This window comes from Terriglobia bacterium (assembly GCA_020072645.1).
Lineage (GTDB): Bacteria > Acidobacteriota > Terriglobia > Terriglobales > Acidobacteriaceae > Angelobacter.
On sequence record JAIQGK010000002.1, the window covers coordinates 1 to 14897 of the forward strand.

Genomic DNA, 14897 nt, shown 5'->3' on the forward strand with positions numbered 1-14897 from the left:
ATTATGAAAGAGTACGGGTCTTGGTTTCGTGAATAGTTGGAAGAATTTCATCGAGAGCGAAATGGCGCTTCTCCTAACCCGAGGGCGTCGACGCCTTCGTTTGCCCTTGACATCGCCGTCGTTGTTATAGACGGGATGGTGCTCGGCCATACTCCTCGGGTCTTCCTCCGGAGGACAGTCATTCCGCGGTGGGTTGGGAACAGATACGACCGGAGGAATCCGAATCCGGCCAACTTCACCGGACCGGACCTGACGATTTTCCGCAGTCACCCGCAACACGGCTTCAGCTCAATTTTCATCCACCGATTTCTCCTTAGGCTGCCGCAAATTCGATCCCGTACAGCGGTTCGTAGACTTCGCCCGTCACCCACAGCTTATGCAGCAGCACTGCCAGCTTCCTGGCCACCGCAATCACCGCGCGTTTCTTACTGTTCTTTCCACCTCGACGGGACAGTTCCAGACCCCAGCGTCGCAATCGGCTGTCCGGCGCCAGCGGGCCAAGAATATACTGCGCCGCCTGCACCAACATTCGTCGCAAAAAGCCGTTGCCCGACTTGGTGATGCCCAGTTGTGGAGAACTGTCTCCGGATTGGCTCTGCTTCGGTTGCAGGCCCAGGTAGCTGCCCACCATCCGGCTTTTCTGAAAGCGAGCTGGATTGTCCAGCGTAAGCACGTAGGCCAGGGGAAATCAGCGGTCCTATTCCCTTGACCTGCTGCAGCAGCCTGGTCTGCGGGTATTTCTTGCCTGCCAACTCTTCCACCTGGCGGTCACGCCGCCGGATCTGCTCGCTCAGATGTTGGATACTCTTCAGCAGCGGAGTCAGCGCATGCTTCAGTGGCGGTGGGATCAGCGATGCCATCTTGCCGGCAAAGGCGGCCGTGGTGCTGGCGGGCAGCCGTCCGCCCATGGCCTTAACCAGCCCGCGCACCGCGTTGATCATCTGCACTCGTGCCGAAACCAGAACATCCCGGCTGCGTACCACGGTCAGGTCGGTCTGTGCTTCCAAACTGCGGTGCTCAACTGGGGCCAGCAAACTCACATCCACACGCCCCAACTTGGCCAGCATCTGCGCATCCAGCCGGTCGTTCTTGCGATCGCTCTGATAAATCAGGCGGACTTTACGGGCATTGGCTACGATCACTCGGTGTCCCAGCCGCTCCAGCAGTCGACTCACCCAGAGCGAGTGTGTTCCGGCTTCAATCACGATCTTGCTGGGCACGATCAACCGGAACGTTTCCTCCAGCGCCTCTGGGTTAGTACGTACCCGGTCCTCTTTGACCACCGAACCCCTTGAATCGATTACACAGTAACGGCTCCAACGGTCACCTAGATCGAGCCCAATAGTGCTCCCTCTGGTTGGTTCTGCCATCCTCTGTTGGTTGACGTCGCGGTTTCCCTTCATGCCGATCCTCCCTTCTTAGGTGGGCTTTTCTTCTTAGCGAGCATACTGCTTGCTCGCTGAGGATTCGGCAGCCTCATTTCTATCTACACCGCTGTAGGCGGCTGGCCAGAAATCGTTTGTATCTGATTGAAAGAATTGGTCGGGGAGAGAGGATTTGAACCTCCGCCCCCTGGTCCCGAACCAGATTCCATCCCCTATTGAGCGCTGTGGAATTTTGTTGCTCGTAATTGATTGATATTGAATCTGTTGCACACCGTTCGTTGAAAGCTGCTGTTCTCTATTGAAGCTTGAGGTTTTTACAGCTACAAAATCGTCTACAGTCGTTTAGACTGAACCCCTCTCCTGGTACAGTTTCTGATTACTACAACTCTCGACCTTCTGAAATATGAACCCTTCACTTGGAACAATCTAGCCTTTCACACTTTGCTACAACGCTGATTCCTCTCCGTCATCCTGTTGATTCTTCAAGCAGGGTAGGGGTCTGGGGAAGGGACGGCGTTTGAGTCCCTTCTCTCAGCAGCACCGTAGAAGCCTTTTCCCCTGTTGGCGAGAAAAATCTTACTGTAGCACTTGTTGTTGTCAATGAATTTTCTCGCCCCGCTTGTTCTTCAAATTCTTCCGGTGAGCGATAACCCAAAGCAGAGTGCAAGCGCACTTGGTTGTAATACTGCTCAATGTTGTAATACTGCTCAATGAACTCCTCGACATGATCGTGCAAGTGCTCCATGCTTTGGTACTCGTTTGCGTAAATCTCTTCACGCTTCAGCGTCTTGATGAAACTCTCGCAGCTCGCGTTGTCGTAGGGGTTCGCCGGCCGGCTCATGCTCGGCACCATCTCGTGCTTTCGCAGGATAGCAACGTACTCTCCGGAGGCATACTGAATGCCACGATCGGAGTGGTGCACCAGCCCTGGCAGCGGCTTCCTTGCTGCGATCGCTGACTCCAGCGCGTCCGTTGCCAGACGGCTAGCCAGCGTGCGGTCTAGCTTCCAGCCCACCACCTTGCGCGAGAATCCATCCAACACTAGCGCCAGGTAGACGAACTCGTTTAGCAGGCGGATGTAGGTGATGTCAGCCACCCAGAGCTGGTTGACTGCGGTCGGCGTCATCCGCCTCGCCAGGTTCAGATGGATCTCCAGCGCGTGGTTGGAATCCGTGGTGGTCACGAACTGCTTGCGTCTGACCGCCAGCAGGTTGTCCTCGCGCATAATCCGCGCTACCCGTTTGTGGTTGAGCGGCATCCCGCGGCGCCTCAACTCGGCTGTCACTCTCCGATAGCCGTAGCGCTTACGATGCTCCAATGCCACCCGTTGGATCGCAGATCGCACTTCCATGCTCTCTTCCTGCGGTTCGCGCTGTTGTAGACAACGGTAAAAGCTGGTCCGGCTGACTCTCATCAACTCGCACATGCGCTCGATACTCAGGCTGCCTTGCATCGGCATCATCTCCCGGATTTGGTCGTAGATGCCGTCTCGCCAGAGTCGCTTCCGCTCCGGCGTCGAGCCTCGATTTTTTGCAAGGCACCTTTGAAAAAATCAACTTCCAGCGTCTTTTCCGCCAGCAGCCGCTTCAAATCCCTTACCTGCTTGCGCAGCTCGCGCACTGGAGACGTCGCTGTTGAGTCTGTCCCTTGTTCTCCGGCTAGCCTCTGCCAGTGATACAGCACCGTGCGATCAATCTCCAATTCCCGCGCCAGCGCACTTATGTTGGCGCAGTTCCTCATTCGCTCCACCGCCATGCGGCGGAACGCTTCCGGATACCTCCCCACTCGTTTGCCCACTCCCTAATCCCTTTCCGGCTGGAGTGTTGTAATCTTTTGTTGTTCCATTTTAGGGGGTCAGTCCAAGGTCAAAAAAAGCGTCGCGCAACCGCGAGAGAAGGCTTACAACAGTAACCAGCTATTCACTCACTTTCGATGGAACGATCTTGGTTAGCACAACTCAGGGCAAACCGCACTAGCCAGCAACTACATTCTTCAATGGATGTTTGATCCATCAAAAAGCATCGCTGCATCCTTCAAAACCCGGCCTAATACGGTGGAAGTGCGAGCTTCTAGAATGCGGTCGGCACTCTCGTGGGCCAATTCGGCCATGCGTGTTTTCCCGTGGGCACGGTAAAACGTCTCAAGCGCACGGTAAGGAGCTGCCGCTCGAAAATGATCGAGGCTTTCGGGAGTAGAAGCATCATTTGTTGCAACTCTACTCAGCATTTGCAGTCCCTCAACAAGATTCCCGCATGAGAGCTCCCACTTTGCGAAAACAAGTTCTTTTCCATGCCATTGGAATGCATCGAGTTCCGGACCGAGCTGTTGAAGACTAGCTTTCCACTGCGAACAGATGAGCTGAGCTGAAGAGTTATCTCCGAATTGACGAAGCGAGCGGGAACGTCCCATTGCCTGCTCAAAGAGAAATGACTGCCCGAGCGCGCGCCCGTTGCGATCGGCGGCGCGATACGATTCTTCGGCTTGACTGTATTTTCCTTGCTCTTCGAAGCGAAGGCCGACACTTGCTTCGCTCATAGCGATCAAGGAATCTGGTACAAGTTCTGGATATACACTCTGGAGCTGATACTCGCTGGATATCAGCGATTGTTCTGCAGCGAGTGCATCGGCTCTTCGGTTGAGATCGTCATATATGCGCATCAATTTGTTGAAGATCTCTCGCTGGATACATAAAGGAGGCTTCTCTACCAACATGTTCTTTAATTCAGCTTCTTCTTTGGTCCTGTTGCCGATCTCCGCATATAAGAGAGCCCGATCGAGGCGGGCTTCATAAAAATGAGGCCTTAGGGAGGCGACTTTTTCGAGCAAGGTAATGGCGGCGTCTGTATCTTTCGCGAGGCTTTCTGTTATTGCCAGCCCATAATTGGCAGCCAAGGAATCGGGAACGGCCCTAACAGCCAGCTTTAGACACTCGCGTGCATTCTCAAGTTGTTTTGGACCTCGGTTCATGAGGACTAGAGCATTCTGCAACGTAGTTGTGAGGGGCTGCGTCTCCGAGCATCTGGGGACCAGAGTCTTCGGAGCTGTTCGCCGTGCCTTCTCTGCTACGGGATCACGGAAGATCACAATTACATGTGACTCCTTAGAATCTGGGGAATGCGGAAATTTTCTCAAAGCTTCTACCGCATAGGGCCAGTAAATGCTGTAGCCGGATAAAGGAGTAGCGCACGAAAGTTCCCCGGAGCGCGTGTACCCCGCTTCGATAGCGATCTTATGCGCCCGGAGAGGCCGATAAACTACGCTGTCGTCGGCGGTCAGCGACAAGTCACCGGGATACTGTAGCACTGGGATTGGGTGCTGCGACGTCGAGGCACACTGAGGAGGATCATCGAGCGCAAAGGCAACCTGTGTGAGAACTGCTAGCACAAATATAAGCATGTATCCCAAACGAGGCCAGTTTAATAAGCTCATGTAATACCCCAACCTTTTGCCCCGCAAAACGCCGGATCTGATAAGAGCTCATCCCTTGCGCATTCCACGGGGGAAGAGCGGCAGACAGCCTACCGCTCTCCAATGATACTGTACTTTACAGAAGTCACTGAAAGAACGGAGCAACCTGGCAAGGGATGCAGGCAAGTTCTTCCGCAGCCGCGCTCATCAGGAGGTACTGGGAATAATTATTCATCCCGCTAATCCTCTTCGCGCGCCCATCATCATTGAGGGGTGAGACAACAACCGCGTTTACTGCGGCGTTGTAGCACTGGGCTCCATGGCAGCTAGTTTCCACGCCGACAACGTTTCCCGGATATGCTGATGCCCAAAAATCGGCATTGGGGAAGTGACCGAGACTAAGCTTATCATCGCTGTTCCCGAGTGGCGCGACAATCGTGAAATGGTCGCTGGCGCTAGCAACTGAATCCATGGTGTCCGTCGATTTTGTTGCTGGAGCAATGACCAACGTTGAGCCAAACGTTACTCCATCCTCATCAGCAACAACCCCGAGTGCATTGACACCATTGCTGTGACTCATGGCGTCCTCCTGAACTCCTGGAGGAACGAGATTGTCATGAATGTAGTTGAATGTGTCAATTTGGTCCTGATTGGGGGTTTGCATCAATCCATTGAGCCAGCTTCCATTATTCGGCAGTTCAATAGTATTGCCATTCGGACCGATGCTAAGATTCCCCATCCCGAATTGTCCGGACCAGTTTGGAATATCTTGAGCAGTCAAAGTATTTTCATAGCCAGGCTCACCGGACCGAACGCCCAGAAAAACATACGTGAATGTGTTCCCGGGATTCAGGCCGCTCAATTGCGCAGCTGCTTGAGCAACGATATCCCACAATACCTGCCGACCGTCGGGATCTGTCGCGTTGATGGGATTATTTTGGGCATACACATATAAGTTCCAGCTCTGTGGATTGACGGCAGTCTGATCACTAAAGGGCCGATCGGGCCGCATCCAGCGTCCAAGGGCAGAGCTATAGTATCGTGCACCGAAATAATCGAGTTGTGACTCAGGGTCACGGTATTTTCCTGTGAATTTAAGTGTGTTGTCGCTTGTGCTCTTTCCAACACCAGAAACAAGCCCGCCCCACGGCGTGAAGTCATTATCGTCGAGGATTGCTGCAGAGGTTCCGGCCTTATCCACAAACATGGCGGTAGAATGCAGATGGTCGGAGATGTAGTACTTGATGTCCGCAGGACTGGGAGACGGTTGTGGCACATTTCGCGCAAGACGCTGGCCAGCGAAAAAGATATAGAACGTCCAGGCACCATTGCTGTCGGTCTCGGCGAGAACGGCACCGGTGGGCCCATACCAATAGTTGATGCCGGTGGATTTCTTGACGCGTCTACCATCCGCATCGTAGGTGTAGGTGGTGGGTCCAGCGGTAATTATGCGGTTTTCTGCGTCGTAAGAATATGTGAAACTGTTTATTCCGTCATTGAGCATGTTGCCGGCAGCATCGTAGCTGTAACCTGTCAGATGGTTATCCGTATCGCCAGCATGCTGAAGGTTCTCGCCACTGAGCGATCCCATCGGAGCCTTCTGCAGATTGCCCCAGGCATCATAGCCATAGGTGTTCCCCCAGTGGACATTGTCAGTGGCAGAGGCAAGACGATTCAATGCATCATAAGTAAATACTTGGCTTCGGGAACTATCCGTAACATTGCTGATAGTCAGGATATTGCCATTGTTGGTATGGGTTTGCGGCGATGGCGTATATGAATACTGCTTGTCAAATAAAGCGCTTGCACCCTGACCTGCACCCGCCCAGATTTCCACAGGCTCAAGCCGATTATTAAGATCAACATGGAATTTATTGTTGTTAAAGTTGGGGCTAGCAAATTCTTTAATTGCACCGATTGCCCAGAAGCTCGGGCTTTGCGCGTATATGACTCCATTGGAGTCCGTGGCACTGGTAAGCCGGGCCGCACTATCATAGCTATAACTCACAGTGAAATTATTTACCGGATAGGTGATGCTGGTGATATCACCCACTGTATTATAGGCGGCAGTGAAAGTCTGACATGCGGTTACTCCCGGGTTACACTGCGTCCTCTTTGTAATATGGCCCATCGGGTCGTAGCTCAAGAAAAATTCAATAGTATTGCCAGATGCGGTTGCCGCCACTTCCCGGCCGATTGGGTTGGTAAAGCTCTGCCCCAAGTATGTGGAATAGTCATAGCGATGGCTGGAACTTTGAGTTGAGGTACCTACATACGTCGTATCTAGGAGACGGTTCAAGGCATCATAGGTGTAATCAATTGTGACCATCTGAGCCGAGCCCCACGCCTGATTTGGAGCTGGCTCTGTCTTGGATGTGACATTGCTGTTATTGTCGTAGGTATATGTGATTGTGGTCGACCCGGTGCTATTCGTCTCCGGGTTTATTGCGGACGAAATCCGCGACAAGGAATCATAGGTGAAGAAGCGCTGTCGCCAGGCTGCTGGAACCGCCGGCGGAGTTGGGTTGGTGCAGGGCAGGTCGGCATTGACGGTGTCGGTAGCTTTCTGGTGCACGCACAACAGGTCGCCACGAGCATTGTACTGGTACGTGGTGACGAAAGGATTGTTGTTCAGGGCACTGGCATCCTTTGCGCCTGTCAGAGCGGATTCTGTTGCGGAAGTCGTGAACGATGGATTGACAAACTGGGCCGAGTTCCAGGTATAGCTGGTAGTCAGAGAGTAGTCGCCAATAGTTCCGGCGGTTTTGCTGAGCAGATTTACAGTTCCACCCGATGGAGTTGCCGAAGCGTACGGCCCGGCGCTGATGGCGGTAGCGAGACGCGAGGCGATGGTGGCGGAAGTATCTCCCGCGCCAAAACTGGTTGAATACTGTATCCCGTTAATCGTGGCAGTAATCAGGCCGGAATCCGCCACGGTCGAGGCATTTTGGCCCCCGGTAAAATTCTCCGGACTGGCCTGAGTTTGAGCCAGTCCTGGACCGGAAAGAGTCATCGTCCAGCCGCCCCCGCCGCCTCCGCAAAACACCGAATCCGAATCCACACAACTGGTGATTTTTGAGGTTGCGATTACGTATGCATTGGCAAAGCTTCCTGCGGTAGCGCTAGTCAGAGTAAATGAGGTGCCACCGTTAGGATTGCTGATCGTCACCAGTGAATTGGCGGGAAAAGCGCTGTAAAGGGCCGCGGCCAGACCTGCAGGAGTAATGGTGGTGTTGTAGGTTGCCGAGACCGGGCCAATTGTCGTCCCACCGGTGGTAATGGTGAAGTTCAATGTTCCCGAGGTGTCGAGGACATTGTGAGAATGGCACGTGGGGCTGCAGGTGGTTATGATGTTGACGGGATCAGACCCGCCAATCGTGAGCGTCACACTGGCATACTGTGCTTGCTGCGAAGTCGCCGACTGTTCCGTCCCGCTGACCGAAAAAGATCCGGTGGCAAAAGTGGCCGCTGCCCCGGGATTCGGTTCAACGACTTTGACCACCCTACCAAAGGCGTCTGTGCAGCTCTGGCGTTTTTTCCCGGATTCATCGATAGCTGTTGTGCAAATGGCTGGAGGTCCCGAGGAGTCACCCGGAGTGTCATTATAGAGCACAATGGCGACGCTCTGATCCGGCTTGGTCGTGGTTGTCACGCGGCCGACGCCATCATAGTCCAGTTGCGTAATACCGTAAGTGGCTTCAGTTGTAAAGCAGTATGGATTGGAAACTGTTTTTATCCGACCAACTGCGTCATAGGTGCTGTCGACTTTGATGTATGTGGGACAATCGGGGGTCAACTGCAAAGTGTGGTAGACCCGTCCCAAGCCGTCGAACTTCACCTTGTAATCGTCGTAGGTTGTGCCGGAGATTAGCCTTTGGCGTTCGATGGTGTTGGAATCAGGATAAAGCATTTTTGTGACACCACCATCCGGGTGATCTCCCTCGGTGAGCCTTAGCATGATGTCATAGGTATAGGTGAAAGTTTGACTATTCTCATCCGTGAAGCTGGTGAGCAAGCCGGTATTCAGATCGTAGTTGCCGCTGATCAAGTGATGGACAACGGGAGCACCCGAATCAGGCATTTGCGTATCGGGAAAACTCGTTTGGGTAACGAAAGCCCCCATCAAAACAGGTGAGTAACTGTATGTAGTTACCCGGCCCATCGGATCGGTGCTACTGTTTAGCATGCCCGTATCAAAGTAAGTTGAACTGGAAGAAACAAAGGCCTGTGCGCTATCCAGCCAGCGGCTCATCGTCGTGAGATTACCTCGCATCGTGTCACCCGCAGGAGTCGCTACATGAGTGGGAGTCCCTATTCCGGATGAAGCCCGGGTTCCCTCGTCATACGCAAACTTGGCCTGCGATATACATGCGGGTACGCTTGTGAAACTGCAGGCTGGCAGCGTGCTCGACTGCGGAGCAGCCCCGTTGTAAACCGTTGTCCACTCCAGGGGTGATACGAAATTGTTGTTGAAGAATGTACTGTTATCCTGCCACCAGTAACGGTTTAGCGTGGAGCGAACCAACGCATTAGAAAAGTCATACTCGTCTTTTTGCAGCAAGCTGCCAACATGGACAGCTTGTCCATTAGGATCATTAAACGTTGGATCGAAGCGGTTGACGACTTTGGCTGCTTGACCCTGCGGCCAGATGGTTGTGGTCTGGACAGGCACCACATTCAGAGCGATTTCATCCAGGTCGCCCCCGGCTGCGCCCATAGTACAGAAGTACTGCGTCTGGACGGTGTTAAGCAGAGTCACTGAATCCGAGCGTCCCTGAAAGTATTGTGTTTGATAAATATATCCGGGGCAGCCTCCAGTTCCGCCGGGGCCAATGGTGTAGACCACATCGTTACCGTTAGGGTCCGTAATGGTGGCTATGCCCTTTGCTGAGTATGGATAAACTGAACTGCCATTTCCTGTAGGAAAGTTGCCCTGATAGTTATATGTCCATTGATGGCCGCCCGCCCCGTCATTGGCGTCAACCGTACGCGACATCACCCATGTGCTGTACCCTGTTCCAGTATTCGAGCCAAATGGCCCAGTTGAGTACGTATAAGCCAGGGACCCACCAGTAGGAAAACTGACATGCTGCACGTCGCCATAACTGTCGTAGGTAAACGTCCACTGCGTCAAATCGGGCAGAACGACTGCACTCAATAACGAGGTGCTCACGGGGCCATAGCTGGCTGCGCCGCTGGTGGAATTGGACAAAGGAAACATGGAGTAGCAAAAATAGAATGTGCGCATGCCGCTATTGATCGTAGAAATCCCTGGCACGTTCCATACACGGGCTGATGCCGTTCCGGACGGGCATTTTGACAAATCAGTCGTCGTGATACCAGGTGAAATCCCCTGAACGGCTGTACTGGCAGAGCCGGGAATGAAGCGTCCCATCGTATCCGTCCAACCAGAACTGGTGACTGTAATTTGATTGCCATTAGCATCGGTGACGCTGCTGGCTTGCACGCCACCACGGATGCGCGCGTTTGACAACGTGCAATTGACGCCCCTCGGATAGCTATAGTGGGTCCCGTTCGACAAAATCAGAGTCTGTGCATCCGGGCGAAGGAGTCCCGTCCCATCCAGTGAGCGCACGGGAAAGGCCTCGCCGGAAAGTGTAGCGCCCTGATCCCCAAAGAGGTGCGAACTGCCGTCAGGAGAGCTGACGCTATCCGACCAATCATAGAGAAGCATGCCCGGGTTGTCCGGATCACTGGTCTCGGTTGTTGTGCAACTATTCAGCCACCAGTCTGTGCTGCCGACAATTTGCACACCGCTATTGGGCATAGGGGCCCACTGCGCTGGCGAAAGCAGGGTGGTTCCATCGGTACTATATTTCGGAGGTTTTATATACCACTGCTTGTTACTGAAGCTGATCATGAAGCTCAGGCCAAGATTGCCGCGCTGGGGAAATGAGGCCAGCGGAATATGCAGAGACAGGCCGCCATTGGTCATGCTGACGCTGTCAAGGTCGCCACCACTAAAAGTATCGTAGGGCTTGAGCCCCTGGTCCTCATTTGGATTATTCTGCGCGATGCCTTCAATACAGAACATAAGACTGAAAGCTATAATTAGCAGCAAATGATCAAACTTAATTCGTATCCCGGGAATTCGAAAAGTTGCGATTGTTGTAACTTCCGAAGAAAGCGTCTTTTGCTTGTTGTGATCACCATCTCTGCCGGCGAATACAGATTCCTGCATCTCTCAATCTCCAATTCGATTCAGAATAAAAACGGGAAATCCGGGTACCAAATTCTTACAATGTCGATAGCAGCCTCAATCTAATGGCATTTAGAACGCTTTCCCGGAAGAGAGATGCGTCTGATTCCAAATGCTTCCTGCTTTGATGTCCAGCCCGCCACACATAAGAAATGACAAGACGAACAATATTGGCGTAAGGAAATCTTGCGTGGTTCCACAGTCTTCTCGTGAATGTTCACCTGGCACAGGCAATCAAATCGACCTTTTGGCTGATCCCTAAAACGAACAAAATTTCGCTTTACATGTTAGCGGGGAACATCAAAAGTAATTCCCAAGGGTGTAGTTGAAACAGTTTTACAAGAACTGACGTAGAGCGGCAAGTATTTAGTTGATAACTAGCCTGTTCTCATCTGGCACTCGCCGTTAATGCCGTTCCGATCTCGCCGCTACCGGGCCAGTTGGAGTCTCGGCTACCGTTTTACTGCGACCTCCGCCAAATCTGTGCTCGGTTCTCCGCGCAGCCGGATCGCGGAGATAATCGAAACGCTATCATCAGGAGCACTGTCCTGTTTGGCAGCCTGCTTCCGGAAACAGGCCCGATTGCGCCCGGCCCACCGCTCACAATGTCTTTCGCTCAGCATCGATACGACTACGCAGCACAGGCAGGCAAGAACGGCTGAATCGCTAGTATCTGCACCTCGCCCCTCTTATGGTCTAAGTTCACATTCGTATTACAATTTCTCGGCTGCACAATACCGACACGGAGAGAACATCCGGAAATGAACACAGCGGCTATTATTGCGGAATTGGAAGCCGAACGGGACCGGCTCAACTGTGCCATTGCAGCCTTACGTGGCAATCGAATCACATTCCGCAAGGCTTCCGGTAAGCCGGATGGGCGGAAACGGCCCCACTCAGCAGCAACCCGGAGGAAGCTCAGCCGAGCTACGAAGAAGCGATGGGCTGAATGGAGGAAGAAAAGGGGAGCGGTATGATTTTAGTCTTGCTCACCATGGTTGCATCCAATCCGCACGCGGGAAGACTTCCCCGTCAAGGTCAGCTGCTGAACAATAGCGCTGGTGCACATCGCCCGAATGCTAGCTCCGGAAGCGATGTTGAAGACGGAAAGATCAACTGGCACAACGAAAAGGACTGCGGGAAAGGATTCTCCCCCACCGTAGAAATATGTTGCCCTACACCGGTACTAACTGCGCGTCCCGGGCCGAACTGACAAAGGGCGTAAAATTTGTGCCATTAGTCGACACCTGACGTTGTTGAAACTCTCGGCACTCAAGCACCTGGTGCAAACCCAGTGGGTCTATCAGACGGCTTGCGCTCTCATATCCTTATCTATTAGTGCTTTCTCAGCATAGAGACTCGCGTCGAAATGGGAACTGTAGTCGATTTTGTAGCTCTAAGAGCCTCGCATTTCAACAGCCTTCAACACTTCGAAATTTTACGATGCTGAATCTAAAGGAGTTCCACGAGGAGCGCCGGGTAGAGCACCTGGTCCCGAACCAGGTGCTTGGGCTTCCTAACACCTCCAAAACGGTTTAGGCTTAATGGGGTCAGAACTCGTCGCCCTCCTACACAGGGACGACTCAGCAAGGGATCCAAGTCGGCCGGAAGTTGTCGGTTCGTCGGTTGGATTAGTATCGAGAAACGCCCTTGTGTCCAGCAATCCGCAGATGAACAAATATAGTGTCCGGCTTGTCGGCAATCCGGGAGTATGGAACCACGATTCTCGTGGCACCAGAACCAACCCCTGTCACATACAACGCGAAGTCATTGGCACAATGTTTGGGTTTTTATCCAATGACTCTAATCCTATTCCGGCCCTGCCTTTGTTGTCGTCTGGTTCAACTCACGCTGTAGTTGCATCAATTGCCGCAATTCTTCGATGCTCGGCTGGTTTGTGGCCTGCGGTGGCGACTGTAGGCGCGGGGTTTGAACATTCTCCTTTACCTGCTTCTGCAAGATCACGTAGATTTCTGTGTCAGCAGGCACCGAAACCACAACGTGTTCTGTAAGCGCCAGATTTGCCACAGTTTGGTCGGATGCCTGTCCGATATTGTTGCTGACTCTGTCGCGCAGCAGATCTCCTTCGCTTAATGGCTGATTGAGGCTGCCTCGCCCCACCAGGGTGGCAGCAATCTCACCAACTCCCGCGAACGAACGCACGAGGATGTTCTTTCCGGTGTGCTTACCCTCGACCTTGCCTCGCAGGGGCCGAAGCTGAAGATCGGTCGCAGCGGCTTCAAAGCCTACTGAAGATCCATCGGGCATCAATAGAGAGTCAAAGCGGATTCCAACATAACCTGATCGGTCGGCAGTTTCGAGATGTCCGAACGCTTTCGCTCCAGCGGGCACTACGATCTCGCCGTTCTGTTCGTAGTTGTATTCGATGACTGCGACGACCGGAGTCCGAACGGCAGTGCTGACGGCAGATTCAAGTCTGGCCCGCAATCTCGTACCGGGCGCCACTCCAAGGTCCCAGTCAATGCCTGCGGCAGTGTCCGGCGGTCTTGCGTTCGATGTAGAAGATGGACTGTTCCTCACAAACACCAGAGATGCCTTGTCCATCGCATCGTGCTCGCTCCGGATTTCAGCAGCCTCGGCGGGCGCAGCCGGGCTTGCACCAGCGTCCGCAGGCTGAGATCGGGGCTGGAACGGCGCCGGCTGCCAGGGTTGCGTGCCATCAAATGGTCGCACACTGCCGAGGTTTGTCCCGGGACTCGGCTTTGCCTGTTTGGTCGCGGTGCGTGCGATCTGGTCTGGATTGACCAGGTTGCCATCGGTGTCCTGCGCAGGCGACCGGCCCGTATCCAAAATAGGTGTCATGCTTGGCGCATGAACCAGATTCGGGGATTGCGATTGTGACTGCTTGCCGTTTGCCGTTGAGGTCTTCGTCGTCGGCGAGGACCGCCGGGAAATGCCATTGAACGCCAGCAGCAGGAGCACCAGGACAATGCCTGCTCCAATCACCAACAACCGACCATTGTCTTTCAATGACGGCTTTGCCTTGTCTTTCTGCGGCACATAGGGCGCGCTGCCGTTTTCACTCGGTGGAGGGCCGCTGGTGATCTGCTCGGATGGCTCTTCTACAACTTGGGTTCCACGGAATCCGTTCTCTTCGTTTCGATTCATTGTGCTTCTCCTTGACTGCTGGCGGTAAACGGCACCGGCAAGAGAATGGGACGATCTACCTGCTCCGCCTGCGTCAGTTGCAATTGCAGTTTTTCGCTTGATTCCTTGAAGGCCGGCTGCTCGAAGACAACCACTCCGTCTGCCCGTTCGCCCGGCGCCAGGCGTCGGGTGGTCATGCGGTATTCGGAGATTGGAATAGGCTCAGCTTTGATTCGCTTGCCCTTGTGCCCGTGTCCAGAACCACTCAGCTCGATCTGCGGCGGTAACAGCTCAATTGTGTGGTTTGAACTGTTGAGAATTGAAAAGCCAAGCACCGTCTGGTGATCTCGCTTTATGGATGCTCCCACGGAGGCGAGTATTTCCTTGCCCTCCCAGGCCGGCGAAGCCAAGCTTTTCTGTCTCGCAAGCTCCTGGGAGATCAGATCCGGCTTCTCTGCAAGGGCTGGGGTTCTGATCGGTACGGCCTGCGCAATCGGCCGAATCTCAGCAATCAGAAAGCTCTGGCGGTCAGAATGGATGAGCAGGCTCTGGGGGCTCCGGTATTCCACGAAGAAATCGACCTGCGCATTTGCCGATGCCTTGCCCGAGCTCACCAGATGCAGCGAAATTTCCTGGCCCGACTTGGTCGTTATCAAGGCGTTGCTTTCGCTCGGCTGCGCTGTGATGGGCTTCAAGAAAACGAGCCGCGGCTCGGCATCTGAGTGCTCCGCTTTGAAGCTCGCCGGATTGCCAATAACCACGGAGCTGATCTCCTC

At 53.7% G+C, this 14897-nt stretch carries 6 protein-coding genes and 1 pseudogene; all 7 read right to left on the reverse strand.

Going from position 1 to position 14897, the window contains the following annotated elements; genetic code table 11:
• Nucleotides 1–313 precede the first annotated feature (313 nt).
• The 7 genes and pseudogenes from LAO76_02075 to LAO76_02105 all read right to left on the reverse strand — a co-directional run bounded on the left by LAO76_02075 (nucleotide 314) and on the right by LAO76_02105 (nucleotide 14882).
• A pseudogene (locus LAO76_02075) lies at nucleotides 314–1370 on the reverse strand (IS110 family transposase).
• A gap of 481 nt (nucleotides 1371–1851) precedes the next feature.
• The gene (locus tag LAO76_02080; protein ID MBZ5489703.1) at nucleotides 1852–2838 is read right to left on the reverse strand and encodes an IS3 family transposase; all 987 of its coding nucleotides are present in this window, start codon (nucleotides 2836–2838) and stop codon (nucleotides 1852–1854) included.
• A gap of 5 nt (nucleotides 2839–2843) precedes the next feature.
• Nucleotides 2844–3182, reverse strand: coding sequence for a transposase (locus LAO76_02085; GenBank protein ID MBZ5489704.1), 339 nt, complete (start codon nucleotides 3180–3182; stop codon nucleotides 2844–2846).
• Between the two features lie 195 nt (nucleotides 3183–3377).
• Nucleotides 3378–4352, reverse strand: coding sequence for a hypothetical protein (locus LAO76_02090; protein ID MBZ5489705.1), 975 nt, complete (start codon nucleotides 4350–4352; stop codon nucleotides 3378–3380).
• A 586-nt stretch (nucleotides 4353–4938) separates the two neighbouring features.
• The gene (locus LAO76_02095) at nucleotides 4939–10995 is read right to left on the reverse strand and encodes a hypothetical protein (protein ID MBZ5489706.1); all 6057 of its coding nucleotides are present in this window, start codon (nucleotides 10993–10995) and stop codon (nucleotides 4939–4941) included.
• Between the two features lie 1827 nt (nucleotides 10996–12822).
• Nucleotides 12823–14142 carry a TrbI/VirB10 family protein gene (locus LAO76_02100; protein ID MBZ5489707.1) on the reverse strand — a complete coding sequence of 440 codons (1320 nt, stop codon included), beginning with the start codon at nucleotides 14140–14142 and terminating at the stop codon, nucleotides 12823–12825.
• The gene (locus LAO76_02105) at nucleotides 14139–14882 is read right to left on the reverse strand and encodes a hypothetical protein (protein MBZ5489708.1); all 744 of its coding nucleotides are present in this window, start codon (nucleotides 14880–14882) and stop codon (nucleotides 14139–14141) included. The genes LAO76_02100 and LAO76_02105 overlap by 4 nt, the downstream gene beginning before the upstream one ends.
• Between the last annotated feature and the right edge of the window lie 15 nt (nucleotides 14883–14897).

What these genes read in the sequence shown, in the direction of transcription:
- LAO76_02080 (MBZ5489703.1), bottom strand. Translation starts at nt 2,838, where the DNA reads ATGCAAGGCAGCCTGAGTATCGAGCGCATGTGCGAGTTGATGAGAGTC.
- LAO76_02095 (MBZ5489706.1), bottom strand. Translation starts at nt 10,995, where the DNA reads ATGCAGGAATCTGTATTCGCCGGCAGAGATGGTGATCACAACAAGCAA.
- LAO76_02100 (MBZ5489707.1), bottom strand. Translation starts at nt 14,142, where the DNA reads ATGAATCGAAACGAAGAGAACGGATTCCGTGGAACCCAAGTTGTAGAA.
- LAO76_02090 (MBZ5489705.1), bottom strand. Translation starts at nt 4,352, where the DNA reads ATGAACCGAGGTCCAAAACAACTTGAGAATGCACGCGAGTGTCTAAAG.